At 66.9% G+C, this 18,736-nt stretch carries 13 protein-coding genes and 1 riboswitch; of the genes, 4 read left to right on the forward strand and 9 right to left on the reverse strand.

The window, feature by feature from the left end; all coding sequences use genetic code 11:
- Window positions 1-117: 117 nt before the first annotated feature.
- Window positions 118-1,173 carry a GSU2403 family nucleotidyltransferase fold protein gene (locus tag ACQGNW_RS06550; protein WP_426662333.1) on the forward strand — a complete coding sequence of 352 codons (1,056 nt, stop codon included), beginning with the start codon at window positions 118-120 and terminating at the stop codon, window positions 1,171-1,173.
- Between the two features lie 100 nt (window positions 1,174-1,273).
- Here the strand turns inward: ACQGNW_RS06550 and metK are convergent, their stop codons facing one another.
- The 3 genes from metK to dusB all read right to left on the reverse strand — a co-directional run bounded on the left by metK (window position 1,274) and on the right by dusB (window position 6,358).
- Complete coding sequence (metK, locus tag ACQGNW_RS06555; protein WP_426662334.1) at window positions 1,274-2,473, reverse strand: methionine adenosyltransferase; 1,200 nt, start codon at window positions 2,471-2,473, stop codon at window positions 1,274-1,276.
- A 165-nt stretch (window positions 2,474-2,638) separates the two neighbouring features.
- Window positions 2,639-4,936: a 5-methyltetrahydropteroyltriglutamate--homocysteine S-methyltransferase gene (gene metE, locus ACQGNW_RS06560; protein WP_426662335.1), complete on the reverse strand. Its 2,298-nt coding sequence runs from the start codon at window positions 4,934-4,936 to the stop codon at window positions 2,639-2,641.
- A 187-nt stretch (window positions 4,937-5,123) separates the two neighbouring features.
- Window positions 5,124-5,332, reverse strand: a riboswitch (cobalamin riboswitch).
- Between the two features lie 39 nt (window positions 5,333-5,371).
- Window positions 5,372-6,358: a tRNA dihydrouridine synthase DusB gene (gene dusB / locus ACQGNW_RS06565; protein WP_426662336.1), complete on the reverse strand. Its 987-nt coding sequence runs from the start codon at window positions 6,356-6,358 to the stop codon at window positions 5,372-5,374.
- Window positions 6,359-6,443: 85 nt separating this feature from the next.
- On the opposite strand from dusB, the gene ACQGNW_RS06570 reads away from it, so the two are divergent.
- Window positions 6,444-8,222: a GGDEF domain-containing protein gene (locus tag ACQGNW_RS06570; RefSeq protein WP_426662337.1), complete on the forward strand. Its 1,779-nt coding sequence runs from the start codon at window positions 6,444-6,446 to the stop codon at window positions 8,220-8,222.
- Window positions 8,223-8,244: 22 nt separating this feature from the next.
- Here ACQGNW_RS06570 and ACQGNW_RS06575 read toward each other — a convergent pair whose 3' ends face one another.
- A complete protein-coding gene (locus ACQGNW_RS06575; RefSeq protein WP_426662338.1) occupies window positions 8,245-9,528 on the reverse strand; it encodes a nucleoside permease in 1,284 nt (427 codons plus the stop codon).
- 155 nt (window positions 9,529-9,683) lie between these two features.
- Between ACQGNW_RS06575 and ACQGNW_RS06580 the strand changes: the two genes are divergently transcribed.
- Both ACQGNW_RS06580 and ACQGNW_RS06585 read left to right on the forward strand, forming a co-directional pair.
- On the forward strand, window positions 9,684-10,313 hold the full coding sequence (locus tag ACQGNW_RS06580; protein WP_426662339.1) for a LysE family transporter: 630 nt from the start codon (window positions 9,684-9,686) through the stop codon (window positions 10,311-10,313).
- Between the two features lie 521 nt (window positions 10,314-10,834).
- The gene (locus ACQGNW_RS06585) at window positions 10,835-12,229 is read left to right on the forward strand and encodes a cytochrome C (protein WP_426662340.1); all 1,395 of its coding nucleotides are present in this window, start codon (window positions 10,835-10,837) and stop codon (window positions 12,227-12,229) included.
- Between the two features lie 834 nt (window positions 12,230-13,063).
- On the opposite strand, the gene azu is transcribed toward ACQGNW_RS06585, so the two are convergent.
- From azu to ACQGNW_RS06610, 5 genes are all read right to left on the reverse strand, one after another.
- On the reverse strand, window positions 13,064-13,780 hold the full coding sequence (gene azu, locus ACQGNW_RS06590; protein ID WP_426662341.1) for an azurin: 717 nt from the start codon (window positions 13,778-13,780) through the stop codon (window positions 13,064-13,066).
- A gap of 161 nt (window positions 13,781-13,941) precedes the next feature.
- A complete protein-coding gene (locus tag ACQGNW_RS06595; protein WP_426662342.1) occupies window positions 13,942-14,562 on the reverse strand; it encodes a uracil-DNA glycosylase family protein in 621 nt (206 codons plus the stop codon).
- Between the two features lie 62 nt (window positions 14,563-14,624).
- The gene (locus ACQGNW_RS06600; RefSeq protein ID WP_426662343.1) at window positions 14,625-15,998 is read right to left on the reverse strand and encodes an FAD-binding oxidoreductase; all 1,374 of its coding nucleotides are present in this window, start codon (window positions 15,996-15,998) and stop codon (window positions 14,625-14,627) included.
- 45 nt (window positions 15,999-16,043) lie between these two features.
- Complete coding sequence (locus tag ACQGNW_RS06605) at window positions 16,044-18,044, reverse strand: Tle-like phospholipase domain-containing protein (protein WP_426662344.1); 2,001 nt, start codon at window positions 18,042-18,044, stop codon at window positions 16,044-16,046.
- A complete protein-coding gene (locus ACQGNW_RS06610) occupies window positions 18,041-18,616 on the reverse strand; it encodes a hypothetical protein (protein WP_426662345.1) in 576 nt (191 codons plus the stop codon). The genes ACQGNW_RS06605 and ACQGNW_RS06610 overlap by 4 nt, the downstream gene beginning before the upstream one ends.
- Window positions 18,617-18,736 lie beyond the last annotated feature (120 nt).

Here is an 18,736-nt window from a genome sequence, read left to right on the forward strand (position 1 = left end):
TCCGCGGCGGCGTGGGGCGATGATAGTCGAGGCCGTCGGCGCCGCTATCCATCAGTGTGTTATACCACTCAACCCGTTTCGAGTGGTATAACTGCGACAAGCCACGGGAGTGCCTGCATGCCCTTGTATCGCGAGTTACCTGCGTCCGCGCAAACCGCCTACGCCGAGCTGCAGGAGCTGGTGCAAGTGGCCGAAGCGGTGCGTTCGCCGGCTTCGCTGACCGGGACTATCGGCTGGAAGACGATCAAGGGGCGTCGCTACGCGTACTGGCAATTCAAGGAGATCGACGGCCGCAAGCGCGAATACTATCTGGGACCGGGCGGCCCGGCCATCGCGGCGCTGGAGGAGGCGCGCGAGCGGCCTGCTCCAGCCTTTGAGGCGGTGGCGCGGCAGGCGCGCGCAGCGGTGGCGCACGGCAACCTGCCGACGCCGGCCAAGCCATTTCGCATCGTCAAGCGCTTTGCCGACTACCAGTTCTTTCGCGCCGGCGGCCTGCTGGTGGGCACGCACGCGTTCCTCGCCATCGGCAACCAGTTGGGCGTGGCCTGGGGAGAGGGCACGCGCACGCTGGATCTGGATTTCGCGCATGCGGGGCCGGGCGGCGACGTGGCGGTGGCTCTGCCCGCCGACTTGAAAACGGACATGCCCGATGCGCTGGCCTCCCTACAGATGGGTTTTCTGCCGGCGCTTGGCGGCAGCCGCGGCTTCGCCAGCCAGTATGTCAGCGAGCGCGGGCCGGATTTGCGCGTCGATTTCCTTACCGTGCCACGGCGCAAGCGGGACATGGTGCATGCGCCCGACCTTGGCGTGGCACTGGTGCCGCTGAAGTTCCTCGACTACCTGCTGGAGCGGCCAGGGCAGGCGGTGCTGCTGGACGTGGCCGATGCTTGTCTGGTGAACCTGCCCGATCCGGCGCGCTACGGCCTGCACAAGTTGCTGGTGGCGGCTGAGCGCAGTGCGCGGCACCCGAAGTACAACAAGGACATCGGCCAGGCGCTGGCGCTGATCGACTGGCACCTGGAGCGCGCGCCGGCACTGTTGCTGGATGCGTGGCGCGACCTGGCCGGACGTGGTTCCGGCTGGACGAAGCGAGCCAGGCAGTCGCTGGCCGCGGCGCCACAAGGACAGCGCGAACTGGTGCGGCGCTTCGAGCGGGCCGCGGGCTTGAAGTGAGCGGCTCCAGACGAAAACGGGCCGCTTGCGCGGCCCGTTTCGATTCCGCCCCCCGACTGCACGCCCGTGGCGCTGCATCCGGAGCGAATGGCGGAACGGTTTACTTCAGCTTCGCGGCCTTGCGCAGCGCCTCGGCCTTGTCGGTCTTTTCCCACGAGAACGCGGTGTAGCCCTTGCCGTTCTTGTCCTTGACCTCGACCGGGCTGCGGCCGAAGTGGCCGTAGCTGGCGGTCTGCTGGTACATCGGGTGGATCAGGTCGAGCATCTGCAGGATGCCGTACGGGCGCAGGTCGAAGTGCGCGCGGATCAGCTTCTCGATCTTGTCGTCGCTGATCTTGCCGGTGCCGAACGTGGTGACCGAGATCGAGGTGGGATGCGCCACGCCGATCGCGTAGCTCACCTGCACCTCGCAGCGGTCGGCGATGCCGGCGGCCACGATGTTCTTCGCCACGTAGCGCGCGGCGTAGGCGGCCGAGCGATCCACCTTGGACGGGTCCTTGCCGGAGAACGCGCCGCCGCCGTGGCGGGCCCAGCCGCCGTAGGTGTCGACGATGATCTTGCGGCCGGTCAGGCCGCAGTCGCCTACCGGACCGCCGATCTCGAACTTGCCGGTCGGGTTGATGTGGAACTTGGTGCCCTTGTGCAGCAGCTTGGCCGGCAGCACGGGCTTGATGATGTGCTCGCGCACGGCCTCGATCAGGTCCTTCTGCTTGATGCCCGGATCGTGCTGGGTGCTGAGCACCACGGCATCGATCGCGGTGGCCACGCCGTTGTCGTAGCGCAGGGTGACCTGGCTCTTCGCGTCCGGGCGCAGCCACGGCAGCGGCGAGTTCTTCTTCTTGCGGATCTTGGCCTGCTGTTCGACGAGGCGATGCGAGTAGTAGATCGCCGCCGGCATGAAGTCCTTCGTCTCGCTGGTCGCGTAGCCGAACATCAGGCCCTGGTCGCCGGCGCCCTGTTCCTCCGGCTTCTTGCGGTCCACGCCCTGGTTGATGTCGGGCGACTGCTTGCCGATCAGGTTCAGCACGCCGCAGGTGGCGCCGTCGAAGCCGACGTCGCTGGAGTTGTAGCCGATGTCGAGGATCACCTTGCGGGTGATCGCCTCGAGGTCGATCCAGGCGCTGGTGGTGATCTCGCCGGCGACGATCGCCACGCCGGTCTTGACCATGGTTTCGCAGGCCACGCGGGCACGCGGATCCTGCGCGAGGATCGCGTCGAGCACGGCGTCGGAGATCTGGTCGGCGACCTTGTCCGGATGGCCTTCGGAGACCGATTCGGAGGTGAACAGATGGCTGGACATCGCGATTTATATCCTCGTGTACGGATAAAGAGATAAAAGAAGGCGGCATGATACAACGCCGCCCCCGGTTTTGCAGCCCGGCGGATTCTGGCGGGGCAGGGGTTAGGCACCTGTTCAGACGTCTGGATGGCCGCGACCCCGGCGCGCGGACGGGGGCGCGCCGGTTCAGGTGTCGGCCGTCGCGGCCAGCTCGGTGCGCAACCGGCGGGCACAATCCACCATGCCGCGCAGCGCCGGCTTCACCTCGGCCCAGCCGCGGGTCTTCAGGCCGCAGTCGGGGTTCACCCATAGCTGGCCGGCATCGAGCACCTTGAGCGCCTTGCGCAGCAGGTCCAGCATCTCGGCCTGTGTCGGCACGCGCGGCGAATGGATGTCGTACACGCCGGGGCCGATGCCGTTGGGGTAGCGGAAGCGCACGAAGGCGTCCAGCAGCTCCATCCGCGAGCGGCTGGTCTCGATCGAGATCACGTCGGCGTCCATCGCGGCCACCGCCTCGATGATGTCGTTGAATTCCGAGTAGCACATGTGGGTGTGGATCTGGGTGGTGTCGCGCACGCCGCCCGCCGTGATGCGGAAGCATTCCACCGCCCAGGCGAGGTAGGCCGGCCAGTCGGCGCGGCGCAGCGGCAGGCCTTCGCGCAGCGCCGGCTCGTCGATCTGGATCACCCGGATGCCGGCAGCCTCCAGGTCGTGCACCTCGTCGCGCAGCGCCAGCGCGATCTGGCGGCACACGGTCTCGCGCGGCAGGTCGTCGCGCACGAACGACCACTGCAGCATGGTGACCGGGCCGGTGAGCATGCCCTTCATCGGCCGCCCGGTGAGCGACTGCGCGTAGGTCGACCAGCGCACCGTCATCGGCACGGGCCGCGCCACGTCGCCCCAGATCACCGGCGGCTTCACGCAGCGCGAACCGTAGCTCTGCACCCAGCCGAGCCTGGTGAACAGGTAGCCGTCGAGCTGCTCGCCGAAATACTCCACCATGTCATTGCGCTCGGGTTCGCCATGCACCAGCACGTCCAGGCCGATCTCCTCCTGGAAGCGCACCACGCGCTCGATTTCCGCCTCCAGCAACGCCGTGTAGGCGTCGTCGGCCAGCTTGCCGGCGCGGTGCGCGGCGCGAGCCAGGCGCAGATCGTCGGTCTGCGGGAACGAGCCGATCGTGGTGGTAGGCAACGACGGCAACGCCAGCGCCGAGGCCTGTGCGGAACGACGTGTGGCGTAGGGGGAACGGCGCAGCGCGCCCTGCGGGCTGAGTTCGTGCAGGCGGGCGCGCACGGCCGGATTGCGCACGCCATGCTGTCGCGCCTGCTGATCGAGCAGGGCCTGCTGCGCGTCCAGCGCGGCGACCGCCTCGACCTGGCCGGCCAACGCATCGGCGTAGACGCGCAGTTCCTCCAGTTTCTGCCGGGCGAAGGCCATCGTGGCGCGGCGTGCAGGCTCCAGCGCAGTCTCGGCGGCGAGATCGATCGGCACGTGCAGCAGCGAGCAGGATGGCGCCAGCCACAGGTTGTCGTCGCCCAGCCGGGCCTGTGCTCTGCGCAGTGACGGCAGCACCAGGGCGGGGCGACTGCGCCACACGTTGCGGCCGTCCACCACGCCGGCGCTCAGCACGCGACCGGCGGGGAGTGCATCGAGCACGGCATCGAGCTGCTGCGGCGCACGCGCCAGATCCACATGCAGGCCGGCCACGGGCAGCTCGGAGGTGAGCGCGAGGTTGTCGCCGAGCGCCCCGAAATAGCTGGCCAACAGGATCTTCGGGCCGCCGGCCTCCGCGAGCGCCGCATAGGCGCGGCGGTACGCCGAGCGGGCGTCGCCGTCCTGGTCGAGCACGAGGCAGGGCTCGTCCATTTGCACCCAGTCCGCGCCGGCCGCGGCCAGCTGACGCAGCAGTACGACATACGCGGGCAACAGGGCGCCGAGCAGGGCGAGCCGGTCGCTGCCATCCACCGTCTTGGACAGCAGCAGGAAGGACACCGGTCCGAGCAGCACCGGCCGCGCGCGGTGTCCCAGCGCTTTCGCTTCGAGGAACTCGGCCAGCGGCTTGTCGCCGGTGAGGGTGAAGTGCTGGCCGGCATGCAGTTCGGGCACCAGGTAGTGGTAGTTGGTGTCGAACCACTTGGTCATTTCCAGCGCATGCAGGTCGTGGCCATCGCGCTTGTGGCCGCGCGCCATGGCGAAATAGCCGTCCAGACGGTTCTTCCCGAACACCGGCCGGTAGCGGTCCGGGATCGCGTCGAACAGCACGGCGGTGTCGAGCACGTGGTCGTACAGGCTGAAGTCGTTGCAAGGCACGACGTCGACGCGGGCATCGCGCGCCAGCTGCCAATGCCGCTCGCGCAGGATGCGGGTGGTGTCGGGCAGGGCGTCGGCGGGTGCCTCGCCGCGCCAGTGCGCTTCCAGTGCGCGCTTCAGTTCGCGCTTGAGGCCGATGCGCGGAAAGCCGAGGTGGGTAACGAGTGACATGGATGATTCCTCTTGCATGTTGGGCAAAGAGGAACGAAGGGAGCCTGGGCGTGATCGCTCAGCGCCGCTGACCTTCGCCCCCGCGGGCGAACCGGCGGCGCGGGCAGGCGAAGCCGGCGCGGGCCGCCGGGGCGACAGCGCGCGGGCTCCGGCCCTCCCCGCGGAGACGCCAGGTCGTACGGAAGCGTTGCCGCTTCCGGCCGAGGCTGGTATTCGGGCTCGTGGACGTCTTGCGCGGCCTACTGTCCGTCGCTTCCCGGGCGTGTCGCACCCAGTGCTGGTGACGGAGGTCGTTTCCACATACCGCTGCGGGGCAGCGCCGGATTCGCACCGGCTTCCCTTGAGTTATCTCTTCATTCGCATGAAAAGATAGCTACCTTCGGCGTCGCAGAAATTAGCCGTCTGGATGGCCGAAGTCAAACGCAAGGGCGTGGCTCAGGCGGCCTGCCGCGCGCCGATGGCCAGTGCGTCGAAGTAGTCGCGGGTGAGGCGCAGCTGCTCCTGCGCGCTTTCGGCGCGGTTCACCACGTGGCGGAAGGCGGCGTTCTCGGGCCGGTCCTTCGCGTACCAGCCCAGGTGCTTGCGCGCGATACGCACGCCGGCCTGTTCGCCGTAGAACGCGTAGAGGTGTTCGAGGTGGCCGAGCAGGATCGCGGCGACCTCGTCCGGTGTCGGCTCGGGCAGTTTCTCGCCGGTGGCGAGGTAGTGCGCGATCTCGCGGAAGATCCACGGCCGGCCCTGGGCGCCGCGGCCGATCATCAGCGCATCGGCGCCGGTGGCGTCCAGCACGCGGCGCGCATGTTCCGGCGTGGTGACGTCGCCGTTGGCGAACACCGGGATGCGCACGCTGGCCTTCACCGCGGCGATCGTCTCGTATTCCGCCTCGCCCTCGTACTTGTCGGCACGCGTGCGCCCGTGCACGGCGAGCGCGGCGATGCCGGCGTCCTCGGCGATGCGCGCGATGGCTAGCGCATTCCTGTTCTGGCGGTCCCAGCCGGTGCGGATCTTCAGCGTCACCGGCACGTCCACCGCGGCCACCACCGCCCTGCAGATACGTGCCACCAGCGGCTCGTCCTGCAGCAGGGCGGAACCGGACCACACGTTGCACACCTTTTTCGCCGGGCAGCCCATGTTGATGTCGACGATCTGCGCGCCGTTCGCCGCGTTGTAGCGCGCCGCCTCGGCCAGCATCGCCGGGTCGTAGCCGGCGATCTGCACGCTCACCGGTTCGGGTTCGCCGGCGTGGTCCATGCGGCGCAGCGACTTGGCGGTGCTCCACAGCCGCGGGTCGGCGGTGGTCATCTCCGACACGGCCAGGCCCGCCCCCAGCCGCTTGCACAGCAGGCGGAACGGCTTGTCGGTGACGCCGGCCATGGGGGCCAGCGCCAGCGGCGGGTCGAGACGATAGGGGCCGATCTGCATCCGCCCATTGTACGTGGCGAGTGTGGTGGCGGCCCGGAATGGCTATGATCGCCACGAGAAACGCTTGGCAGGGAATGGACTTCGGATGCTTCGGGGGGCGTGGCTGGGTCTGCTGTTGACGCTGATGGCGACGCCGGCCGTCGCCACGTCGATGAACGCGTTTCGCGAGCGCGCCGTGACCGATCCGCATGGCCTGATCGACGCGGTGCGCCAGCAGCTCGACCAGGCCGGCATCGAATTGCCGCCGGCGCGCGAGCGCGAGTTGCTGTGGGGCATGGGCACGGCCGCGATCAACAGCAACGACGATGCGGCACTGGCCGAGGCCACGCTGCGCCTGGACGGCCTCGCCACCGTGGCGAACGACCCGGTGGCCGCCGCGGCCGCGGGTTTCCTGCGCGCACGCCACGACATCGCCAACGGCGTCGGCGACGGGCTTGGCGAGGCCCTGAAGGCGGCGGACAAGGTGCTCGGGGAGTCCGATCCGGAGATCGTGGCCTGGGCGCGCTTCCAGTTGTGCGATGCCTATGCGCTCGACGAGAAGCCGGCCAAGGCCCTGCCGCTGTGCCGCCAGGCGGTGACGGCCTATCGTGCGCTGAATGACGACTACGGCATCGGCGATGCCGAGAACGACGTGGGCATCGCGCTGGCCACGATGGACCGGGTGGACGACGCCGCCGCGACCTACGAGCGCTCGCGCCAGTACTTCGCCAGGGCCAAGGCGGAGCAGCTGGTGGTGATGGTGGGCGACAACCTGGCGCAGATGTACCTGAAGCAGGGGCGCGCGCGCGAGGCGCTGGCGCTGTCCCGCGCCTCGCTGAAGCAGGAACTGGCCACCGGGCGGATCAGCGACGCGCTGAATTCCAGCGCCGACATCGCCAGGGCCGAGGCGGCGCTGGGCCGCCACCGCGAGGCGTACGAGCAGATGCGGAAAGTCGTGGCGCAGGCGCGCACGGCGGGCATCAACGGCCAGCTGGTCGACATGCTGAAGGTGGAGAGCCGGTTGGCCGAACAGGCGGGCGACCTGCGCCAGGCGCTGGCCGACGAGCGCGAGGCGGCACGGCTCGGCAGCGCGGTCGACACGCCGGCGCTGCGGGCGATCGAGGTCGAGCTGGAGCAGCGCTATGCCGCGCGCGAGAAGGAGCTGCGCATCAGCGAGCTGGAGCACGCCAACGAGCTGAAGGACCTGCAGCTCAAGGCGGCGGAGGCCGACGCGGCGCGCCGGCGCGAACAGCAGCAGCGCCAGCGCCTGGTCAACACGACGATCGCGCTGCTGGCGGCGGCCTTGCTGCTGATCGTCGGCCTGCTCGCGCTGCTGCTGCGCGCGCAGCGCCGGCATGCCGCCGAGCTGCAGGCGCAGACCTTGCGCGATCCGCTCACCGGCATGGCGAACCGGCGCGCGTTCCAGCAGCGCGCCACCGAGCTGCTGGGCAGCCCGCGCGAGGCGAACGCGGCGCCGCACGTGCTGCTGCTGATCGACATCGACCACTTCAAGTGCATCAACGACAGCATCGGCCACCTGCAGGGTGACCGCGTGCTGCGGCTGCTCACCGATTACCTGCGCACTGCGGTGTACGACTGCTGTTTCGTGGCGCGCATCGGCGGCGAGGAGTTCGCCGTGCTGTGTCCGCAGGCGGGCCTGGCGGCCGGCATGCGGCTGGCCGAGACGCTGCGCGCGGGAGTCGCCGCGCTGGTGTTGCCGCAGGACCTGCCGGTGGCCCGGCTGACGATCAGCATCGGCGTGGCGCAGTTCGACGGCACGCGCTGCCACGACCTGTCGAGCTGGATGCGCGCCGCCGACCTGGCGCTGTACTCGGCCAAGTCCGGCGGCCGCGACCGGGTGGAGGCGAGCAAGCTGGCGGGTTGAGCCCGGGGCGGCGGGCAGGCGCTCAGTGCGTGGGCACGGCGTGGGCGGCGACCACGTTGTGCCGGTGCCTGAACAGTGGCACGAACAGCACCGCCATCACCAGCGCGTAGCCGGCGAACGCCAGCCAGATGCCGTGCCAGTCCTTGCAGATCAGCACGGCGTCGTTGCAGGCGTGGTTGGTGAAGAAGTGGTCGATCACGAAGCCTGCGGCCAGGCTGCCCAGCACCGCACCCACGCCGTTGGTCATCAGCATGAACAGGCCCTGCGCGCTGGCACGGATCTTCGGGTCGGCCTGACTTTCGACGAACAGCTGACCGGAGATGTTGAAGAAGTCGAACGCCATGCCGTAGACGATGCACGACAGCACGACCATCCACAGCCCGCCCAGCGGGTCGGGGTTGCCGAATGCGAACAGGCCGAAGCGCAGCACCCAGGCCAGCATGCTCATCGTCATCACCGCCTTGATGCCGAAGCGCTTCATGAAGAACGGGATGGTGAGGATGAACGCGGTTTCGGAGAACTGCGAGATCGAGACGATGATGGTGGAGTACTTCACCGTCAGCAGGTTCGCGTAGGCCGGCACTTTCACGAAGTCGCTGAGGAAGGCGTCGCCGTAGGCGTTGGTCAGTTGCAGCGCCGCGCCCAGCAGCATGGTGAAGACGAAGAACACCGCCATGTTGCGGTCCCTGAACAGCGCGAACGAGGTGAGGCCGAGCCGGTCGACCAGGCTGCGGCTGTGCGCGGCATCGAGCTTGGGCGGGCACTTCGGCAGGGTGAAGGCATACAGGCCCAGCAGCAGTGAAGCGGCTGCGGCCACCTCGAACTGCGTGGCGGAAGCCTTGAAACCGAACAGGCTGGTGGTCCACGTGCCGGCAATGAAACCCACCGTGCCCCACACGCGGATCGGCGGATAGGTGCTCACCACGTCCATACCCTCCCGTTTCAGCGCGTTGAACGCCACCGCGATGGAGAGCGCGATCGTCGGCATGTAGAAACACATGTACAGCAGCACCACCCAGAACATCTGTTGCGGATCGCTTGCCCGCGGTATCGCCAGCAGCACCACCGCACCCAGGATGTGGAACAGGCCGTGCACGCGCTCCGCGTTGATCCACTTGTCCGCCACGATGCCGGCCAGCGAAGGCATGAACAGCGAGGCGATGCCCATGGTCGAGAAGATCGCGCCGAAGCTGGTGCCCGACCAGTGCAGGGTCTGGAACCACCACGTGCCGATGGTGAGCAGCCATGCTCCCCAGATGTAGTACTGCAGGAAGTTCAGGACGGTGAGGCGGAGCTTGAGGCTCATGGATGTCGGTATCCCCTGTGTGGCCGGGGACGGTCCCGTGGCCATGCTGCTCGGATCGGGGCAGGGTAGAGGAATCTCCGGGAACCCGGCAAGGCGCGCCGCACCGCCGCTGGAGGCTACACTTCGCCCTCCGCGACCTGTTGCGCAGCCTGCCCATGAGCCTGTTCCTCACCATCGCCGCGGTGCAGTTGATCGCCCTGATGAGCCCCGGCCCGGATTTCTTCTACGTCTCGCAGACCGCGGTGAGCCACTCGCGTCGCGAGGCGCTGGCCGGCGTGGTGGGCATCGCACTGGGCGTTGCGGTGTGGGCGGCATTCGCGTTGCTCGGCCTGCAACTGCTGCTGCACCGGTTGGCGTGGCTGGAGCGCGCGATCGCCGTGTGCGGCGGCGTCTATCTGTGCTGGATGGGCCTGAAGATGCTGCGAGGCGCACTGACCTCGCCCGCCGGCGATACCACGGTGCGCGTGGTACGCCTGGTCAACGGCCCCTGGCATGCGCTGCGCAACGGCCTGTTCACCAACCTGGCCAACCCCAAGGCGGTGGTGTACTTCGGCAGCATCTTCTCCGCCTTCGTGGGCGGCCGGCTCGGTGCCGGCGCGCGCTGGGGCCTGTGGCTGATGGTGGTGGCCGAAACCCTGCTGTGGTTCGCGCTGGTGGCCGGCGTGTTCGCGCTGCCGGCGATGCGCCGCGGCTACCTGCGCCTGAGTCGCTGGATCGACGGCTGCGCCGGTGCGGTGTTCATGCTGTTCGGGCTGCACCTGGTCTTTGGGCGTCGCGCAGCCTGAGGTCGGCCCCGAGTCGCCGTTGGCGTCATTCCGGCGGGACGTTTTTCAACAGCCGAACGGCAGGTCAAGCCGAAATCCGTTGAGGCGTACATGGGAAGGCCGAAACCAGCGTCGCGCTTTGCGTGACCCGCCCGTATGGATGGCTTGATGAGCTTCCAGACCGCACCCGAATGACGGTGCGCGCACCGACGAAGTGGATGAATCAAACCCGTCGATCCTGATCAGCGTGCGTCATTCTGACCGGCACGAGGCCAGCGGCCGGAGCCGGACGGTCAACGCCAAGTCAAACAGCGCCCGGAACACGCGTCCGCTCGGACGGGCAGTCGGTCCGCGAGGTTTTAGGATGTCTCGAACAACTGGTGTGGCCCGTCGTTCCGGCGACCAGGCGCCCGTATTCGCGGCGGGCACCTGAAGAGCTCCTTGCAACTTCACGCGCTGGCAGATCATTCAATTGACCATAATCAAATGGGGAGATACCGATTAGCCTTACATTTCCATACGATTTCTTAACAATCCGCCAAATGGAGCTGACTGCCATGTCTGTAATGATGAAGCGGCACCCTTCAGGGGAGGGGAAAGACATCTCCTGGTTGCAAAAGCTCGCCGCTGCGGCCTGCTTGCTGCTCGCGCCCACCCTGGTCCTGGCGGTGCCGACGTATGCGCGGCAGACGCACCAGCCCTGCGCTGCCTGCCATGTCGGTGGCTTCGGTCCCGAACTGACGCCGTTCGGGCGCGAGTTCAAGATCAACGGTTACACGATGAAGGTTGGCAACGAGGCCGATGTGCCGCTGTCGCTGATGCTGGTCGAATCGTTCACGCAGACGGCGAAGGCGCAGACGGCGCCACCGGCGAACGGATTCGGCACCAACAACAACCTCGAACTGCAGCAGGCATCGGTATTCCTGGCCGGCCGCCTGAACGATCACATGGGCACCTTTGTCCAGGCGACCTATTCGGAAAACGGCGGGCTACTCGGCTGGGACAACGCCGATGTGCGCTACGCCACCCCGTTCAGCCATGGTGACCACAACGGCACCTGGGGTATTTCGATCAACAACAATCCGACGGTCAGCGATGCCTTCAATTCGGCACCGGCGTGGATCTATCCCTACATGGCCGCCGACCTGGCCCCGGGTGCGCCGGCGGCACCCATGCTGTTCGGCGGTCTCGGTGGCCAGTCGATCGGCGCCACGGCGTATGTCCAGGTCGATGGCAAGCTCTACCTCGAAGCGGGCGGTTACCGGTCTCTCTCGGTAGCTTGGGCGCATCATGTCAACGGCCCGTATGACGGCAGGCTCTCCGGGGTGGCTCCGTATGCCCGCGCCGCTTATACATGGCAGGTTCCGCATGGCAACCTGACGTTCGGCGGGTTCCTGCTGAACATGAAGCGCGGCCCGTTGGGCACCGATCTGAACGGCAACGCCATTCCAGTGGCCGGCCCGACCGACAACTTCAACGACGTGGGACTCTCGGGCGACTACCAGTACTTCAAGGGCGACAACGTCGTCACGGTCGACGGCCTGTACGTCCACGAGAGGCAGACGCTGAACAACACCTACGGTGGCGGCGGTTCCTCGAATCTGCACGACAATCTGGACTCGTTCAATATCAAGGGCAGTTATTGGTTCCGCAACACGTACGGCTTCACCCTGGGCCAGTTCGTCAACAACGGAAGCAACGATCTGACGCTTTACGGCAACAACGGGTCGCCGAATACCCAAGGTGGCATTCTGGAGTTCGACTACAACCCATTCGGCAAGTCCACGTCCTGGATGGAACCGTACGCAAACGTCCGCTTCGGACTGCAATACACCTACTACACCAAGTTCAGCGGTCTCGTTCACAACGTGGATGGTGCCGGGCGCAAGGCCAGCGACAACAACACCTTGTATGCATATATCTGGCTTGCGATCTGAGAAACAAACTGGACGGGTGATTTCGGGGGCCGGTCGGAGACCGGCCCCCGTTTGCTTGTCGGGCATTTCATTCCAGGCATCCGGGCCAGGACGGAGCCGTCATGCCCTGGCCGTTTCCACGGCGTAGCACCGCGGTTGGTACATGCGGGCATCGCTGGGCGGTCGGAGTCGCCGGGTCCATCGAGGTGACGTGGCGGCAGCACCCCGGCCGCATGCAGCGTCCATGGCGCCCGCCGCTCCGATCGGACCGGAACCATGCTCCGTAGCTGGCGGCAGCGACGAAACCCGGAGGAGAGGGTGCCCGTCGACGCGGATTGCATGCGGTGGCCCGCTGGTCGCATCGCTGCATCGGCACGAGTGGCCCAGTCCGGCGAGTCTCCGCCGCCGGGGATCGTTGCCTGGCATGGCGGCGGTCGCCGGCCACGTTCCATCGGCCAGCGGCACGCTGGCGTTCGCCTGCCGGTTTATCGCCCCGGCCCGGTCGCCCTCGTTGCCGTCGCAACCGTTCCCGCAGCATGTGGGATCCACGGCTCAGTGGGTGACTGCGAGGCGGTCATCGCCAGCAGCTCGTTGGCTGGCGTGTGGTCCATGGATAGGGCAGGCATGCGTCATGCCGAAACGCCCGGAGAAATTGCCGGTGGGCCGGGTCGCGGCGCCACGCCTGCGGCTCCGGCCCAAGCGAATGTCCGCCTTGTCGGGTGAGGCTGGGGCCGGTCGGCGTGTGGATTTCAGAGGGTGGAAACGCAAGAGACGCCATCGCAGATGGCGTCTCTCGGTACCGGGTCCGCATGCCGTGCGGTATGCGGCGTGGCTGGCTGGTTGCTGCGGTTCTCCCTACTTCAGCTCGATCGCGCCGTTCATGAGCGATGCATGGCCAGGGCAGGTGCAGAAGAAGGCATAGGGAACGCCGGGCTTGAGCGCCGAGACCTTGAAGGTGGTGGAGGCTTCCTCGCCGCCGCCGATCAGCTTGGTGTAGGCCACCACGTCGGCATCGTTCGGTTTCACGTAGTCATGATCGATGCCGGCGGTGGCACCATCGTTGACGACGGCCTGCTCATCGGCAGTCGGAGCGATCACCACGTTGTGACCCATCACGGAGCGCGGCATGCTGCCCACGTTCTTCAATGTCACGGTGAACGTGGTGCAGGCCTTGGGGACAGTAATCGTCGATTTGTTGAAGCGCAGGGCGTCGTTGCCGGTGACGGTGGTCGAACAGGTGGCGGCCCACGTCGGGGCGGCAGCCAGGCCAAGCAGCAGCAGGGCGAAAATTCTCAGTTTCATGAGGCTTCTCCAGATCAGGTATCGGGCGACGATGCAAACGCTACGCCGCCGTCCGGACCGCCCTTTGATGTGAGTCAAGTTCGGGTTGCGCAAGGCCGGGCGCACTAGCCGACGAACCCTGCCACGAAATGCGTCACCACCGTCGGCGGCGTCGCGATCGGTGTCCGCAAAACCGAAAGAACATGCATTTCCGTCGGAGCGGAAAGCGTCGATGGTGGGCTCCGCGCGGCATGCGACGGTATTGAGGCGCGCCATTTCTTGCGTGAGCACGTGCTTGCCGCGGTGCCTTGACGGTGCCTCGGCGCGTCGGGCATCGGCCCGTGCAGCGACCACATGCGGCAATCCGCCGCAATCACCTGGCGGTGTGTCTCATCCGGTCGATGGCCCGCTGCGTTCGATGTGGGATGTGCAACGGCGGGCGTGCGGTTTCCCTAATGCAAAGCTTCGGCTGCGAGCCGGCGCAGTTCCGGCAGCAGCTCGGCCTCGAACCACGGGTTGTGCAGCACCCACGGCCGGTTGCGCGGACTGGGGTGCGGCAGCGGCAGCACGCCGCGGGCGAGGTGCGTGCGCCAGTTGCGCACGGTGTCGGTGAGCGTGGCATCGCGCGCGTCACCGAGCATGCCCACCTGTGCATACTGTCCGATGGCGAGGGTCAGTTGCACCCGGCCGAGCAACGGGAACAGGCGCGGATGCCAGATTGCCGCGCATGCCGGCCGTGGCGGCAGATCGCCGCTCTTGCCCTTGCCCGGGTAGCAGAAATCCATCGGCACGATCGCCACGCGATCGGCGTCGTAGAACGTGGCGCGGTCGATCCGCAGCCAGTCGCGCAGGCGCTCGCCGCTGACGTCGTCGAACGGGATGCCGCTCTCCTCCACCTTGCGCCCCGGTGCCTGGCTGACGATCAGCAGGCGCGAGCGCGTGGACGCCTGCAGTACCGGCCGCCGCCCCGGCGGCTGCTGCATCGCGCAGACATGGCCGCAGCGGATCTCCGCCAACAGGGCATCCAGGCTGTGCTGCTGCCCAGGCTCGTCTGTGCTTCTCTCGTTTGCCATCTGCAACCGCTCTCGCTATCGCTTTCGCGTGTCCCGCAACTCGACATCCCGCATCCCGCCGCTCACGGCAGCAGCTTGCCCGGGTTGAGGATGCCGTCCGGGTCGAACGCGGCCTTGACGCCGCGCATCAGCGCAAGCGTCGCGTCGGACACCGCCAGCGGCATGAATTCGCGCTTCACCGCGCCGATGCCGTGTTCGCCCGAGAGGGTGCCGCCCAGCGCGAGCACCCGCGCGAACAACTCGGGCAGCGCGGCGTAGGCGCGCTCGATCTCGTCCACGTCGCGCGGCAGCAGGTTCACGTGCAGGTTGCCGTTGCCGGCGTGGCCGAAGCTGACGATGGGCACGGCATGCTTCTCCGCCAGCGCATGCACGGCATCGATCAGCCCGGGCAGCCGGCTCACCGGCACCACCACGTCCTCGTTGATCTTGTGCTGGGTGACCGCGCGCTGCGCGAAGGAGAGCGCCTTGCGGGCGGCCCACAGCGCACGGGTGTGCGCCTCGTCGCGCGCCACCTCCAGTTGCACCAGGCCATCCACCCTCGCGGCGGCCTCGACGGCGGCAGTAGCGGCGTCCAGCGCATCCGGCGCGCCGTCCAGCTCGATCATCAGCAGCGCCTCCGCCTCGGGTACGCCGGCCTCGGGCGAGTGCTCACGGGCGAGCTTCAATGCCAGCGCGTCCATGAACTCCAGCGCGCAGGGCGTGGCCGGCTGCGCCATGATGCGCGCCACCGCCTTCGCGGCACTGCCGGCATCGCGGTAGGTCGCGCGTAGCGTGCGCAGGCCGGCGGGTTTCGGCGTGAGCTTGAGCGTGGCTTCGGTGATGATCGCGAGCGTGCCTTCCGAACCGACCAGCAGCCGGGTGAGGTCGTAGCCGATCGCGCTCTTGGTGGTCTGCGTGCCGCAGCGGAAGCTCTCGCCGGTGCCGGCCACGGCGGCGAGACCCAGCACGTTGTCGCGCGTCGAGCCGTATTTCACCGCGTGCGGACCGGAGGCGTTGCATGCGAGGTTGCCGCCCACCGTGCACCATGGCGCCGAACCCGGATCGGGAGCCCAGAAAAATCCGTGCGGCGCCAGCGCCTGCTGCAGCGCCTCGTTCGTCACGCCCGGCTCCACCACGGCGAGGCGGTCGTCCGGATCGATGCGCAGGATGCGGCTCATGCGCTGGAAGTTCGCCACCACGCCGCCCTGCAGCGGCACCGACGCGCCGGTGGAGCTGGTGCCTCCGCCGCGCGCAGTGAGCGGCACGCGGTGGCTACGGCAGGCCCGCACCAGTGCCTCGACCTGCGCATGTTCCGTGGGGAACACCACCGCGTCGGGCAGCGCGTTGAGTCGCGAATTGTCGTAGGCGTGGGCGCGGCGCTCGGCCTCGGCAGTGGAGAGCGCACCGGGCGGGAAGATCTCTTGCAGCAGGCTCAGCAAGGCGGCGGGGAGTGGCATCGGGCAAGTTTAGCGCCGACTGCGGATTCTCCCGCCAGAGAGCGATCAGAACGCCAGGCTGCCCGGTACCGGTCCTTGTTGCACCTGCGCCTGGCTCATGGCGGGGATCTGCTCCGTCACTTGCGCCTGCTGCAGGTCGCGCTGCTGGATGCGCTGGATGGACTGCTCCGGTGGCGGCGAGGGCTGGCTGAAGTTTACGCTGACGGGCTGAGCCCAGATGTCGTTGCCGCAGAAGTGCATGATCGCATTCGCTTCGTCCAGGCGAATGGTGCCGAGGTTGTGGGCGCCGATGCTATGCGCATGGCAGGCCGCCGTGAACTGCAGCAGACGGCGCTCGCCGGCATCGGGAACGCGCCGGTGCAGTTCGTTGTACAAGCCGTGCAGGGGGCTATCGGGATGACGAGGATCGTCTTGGTCCGGTGCGATGGCCTTCTTGTGCGTGTCTGCAGGCGGTCGGTGCAACAGGGCATCGGTCGCCGCGGACATGGCTTGGCCGCGCAGTGTCATGCTCTCGGCATAGGCTGTGCCCGCTTGCTCGGCGAGGTCGTGGAGCTTTTCTCCGGCGCGCCGGGCAGCGTGGCCGATGGCGACGGCGCTGTGCGACGCGGCTTGCCGGGTGTCGTCATAGGCTTGCGTGGCGGAGTGCATGGTGGCATCGATGCCGTGCGACACGGCCTGCCCTGCGCGATCGATGGCTTGCGCGGTGGCGTGCCCAATGCTTTCGACGGTCCGGTACGCGTCGACGGTGCCATTGACGAGGTGAATGGCAGCTGCTTGGACGCCAGGGCCATGGATGGCTGCGTTGAGAGTTTGCGCTGCATCGTGGGCGCCGCGTTCGATCGTCCGTCTGGCCGCGTGCAGGCTGTCCGCGGCAAAGCCGCCCAAGGCACTGGCCGCCTGCCCGTCGAGGTGTGCGGCTTCGCCGACGACCGCGCCGGCCAGAGCCGCGGCAGGGTTGGCCGGGCCCATGATCCGGTTTGCCGCATGGGCCGCCGCTGCCACGCGCTCGTACTGGGACTGCACGTACTGGCCGCCCGTGCGCAGGGTGTCGGCGCCCGTCTGCAGCCCGTGCTCGGCACCCAGCACGGCGCTGTTTTGCGTGACCTGTTTCCCGACGACGGGGTCCACGTTCACCGTCAGGTACTCGTCCAGCTGCGCCTGGATGTCTGGCGGCAGCTGCGCGCGCCTGTCGCTGCTTTGGGCCTGGCGCAGCGCTTTGGACAACTCCTCGCGCTCGCGGTAGACGTCGTTGCGGTAGGCGTCGATGGCGGCCTTGTTGTCCAGGTAGTTCTTCTCATATTGGGTGAGTATCTCGGGCTTCAGCACGCTGCCGGAGCCGACGAAGTGCTGGATGCTGTGGTCGCCCAGGCTCATGGCGAGGAACGGGTTGGGTGGCTGCGCTCCCATCGGAGCATCCAGATAGCGACCTGCCTGCATGTTGCTGAGGTCTTCCGGGCTGGCGAGCGTCACCACGCGGCCGTGGTGGCGGCTGGCGGCGCTGACCACGTCGCCGGCCATCACGTAATCAGTGACCTTGCCGCCGCCTTCCGGCACACCGTACCCCAGACTCGCCGCACCATAGGCGTTGAAAGTTGCTCCGCCCAACCCGTACTTCGACGCTTCGATCTCCGCCAAGGTGCCACCCAGTGAGTGGCCGGCTACGGTGATCTGGTCCTTGGAGATGCCGTTTCTTTTTGCCTTGTCGATCATCTCTTGGGTGAAAGCACTCGCCGCAGATTCCTGGGGGTTGATGTGGTCCCGCACCATCGCGGCATCGACAGCAATGTCCTGGATTGTGGTTAGGGTGTGGCCCGTGATGTCGGTTATGGCAGGGTCGGTGCCTCGATAGGCGATGATGATGCTATGAGGCGGGGCCACTTCTCTGTACGCCGTGGCATGGAAGCCTGTTACTGAGTCGACTTTGTAGCCGAACACCTGATACTTCCAGTCGCCAAGATGGACAGTTTTATAATCCACTTGGTCTTGTGAGCGATTGACATAGGAGTCGCTGGCGGCAGCTGCGGATACCTCGGTGCGGGAGTTCACGGCGTGACCTCCTTGACAGTTGCTGTGACCGGAAAGAAGGCATCCGGGTGCTTGGCGATTTCAGGGTCATTGAGCGTAGTTCCATACCCGTCGTCTTTTCCTGATTGATCCAGGAAGTCGCTTTTTTTGAAGTATTCGGTATATGGATTGACGTCTTCCATACTTGAGCTTAGAACAAAACTTTTCCCATGTATGGAGAAGACGGGAGATGCCTGAGTTACATGCCAATGGCAAGCACCCAGTCCGAAATAATCTTCATCCTGCAATAGGTCGCCGTAAAAATAGCCTTTCCATGTTTTTTCGTCCACGCGCGTCATTTTGAAATCGAAAGCGACATTCGGCACGTTCTGACTGCCGGTAAATGAGCCTCGTGGTACGCACCTACGATTGCTGACTTCGTAGGCAACGTACCCCTTCACCGAATCCCATGGTCCCGGCGCCTCAGCCGTAGCGATGACTTCATAGAGTTTGACGGGGTGCGGGTTCTTTCTGGGATGGTTGGGATCGCCGTGTGTCATTGAACATCCTGTGATCGAGGTCAGGGCGAGGAGCAGGGCGGTGCGGGTCTTCATGGTGAGGGCGCAAGCGTGGTGGGATATTGGGGGCCGTGGTGCATGTGATTCCTCGAAATTGGAATGATCCGTTGTCGGGTGCAAAGATCGGCTTCGCTGGAATCTTCAAGGGTCACCGGA

The organism is Rhodanobacter aciditrophus (assembly GCF_050026795.1).
Lineage (GTDB): Bacteria > Pseudomonadota > Gammaproteobacteria > Xanthomonadales > Rhodanobacteraceae > Rhodanobacter_A.

What these genes read in the sequence shown, in the direction of transcription:
- metK (WP_426662334.1), bottom strand. Translation starts at nt 2,473, where the DNA reads ATGTCCAGCCATCTGTTCACCTCCGAATCGGTCTCCGAAGGCCATCCG.
- ACQGNW_RS06595 (WP_426662342.1), bottom strand. Translation starts at nt 14,562, where the DNA reads ATGGCAAACGAGAGAAGCACAGACGAGCCTGGGCAGCAGCACAGCCTG.
- dusB (WP_426662336.1), bottom strand. Translation starts at nt 6,358, where the DNA reads ATGCAGATCGGCCCCTATCGTCTCGACCCGCCGCTGGCGCTGGCCCCC.
- metE (WP_426662335.1), bottom strand. Translation starts at nt 4,936, where the DNA reads ATGTCACTCGTTACCCACCTCGGCTTTCCGCGCATCGGCCTCAAGCGC.
- ACQGNW_RS06585 (WP_426662340.1), top strand. Translation starts at nt 10,835, where the DNA reads ATGGAGCTGACTGCCATGTCTGTAATGATGAAGCGGCACCCTTCAGGG.
- ACQGNW_RS06600 (WP_426662343.1), bottom strand. Translation starts at nt 15,998, where the DNA reads ATGCCACTCCCCGCCGCCTTGCTGAGCCTGCTGCAAGAGATCTTCCCG.
- ACQGNW_RS06550 (WP_426662333.1), top strand. Translation starts at nt 118, where the DNA reads ATGCCCTTGTATCGCGAGTTACCTGCGTCCGCGCAAACCGCCTACGCC.
- ACQGNW_RS06570 (WP_426662337.1), top strand. Translation starts at nt 6,444, where the DNA reads ATGCTTCGGGGGGCGTGGCTGGGTCTGCTGTTGACGCTGATGGCGACG.
- ACQGNW_RS06575 (WP_426662338.1), bottom strand. Translation starts at nt 9,528, where the DNA reads ATGAGCCTCAAGCTCCGCCTCACCGTCCTGAACTTCCTGCAGTACTAC.
- ACQGNW_RS06610 (WP_426662345.1), bottom strand. Translation starts at nt 18,616, where the DNA reads ATGAAGACCCGCACCGCCCTGCTCCTCGCCCTGACCTCGATCACAGGA.
- ACQGNW_RS06580 (WP_426662339.1), top strand. Translation starts at nt 9,684, where the DNA reads ATGAGCCTGTTCCTCACCATCGCCGCGGTGCAGTTGATCGCCCTGATG.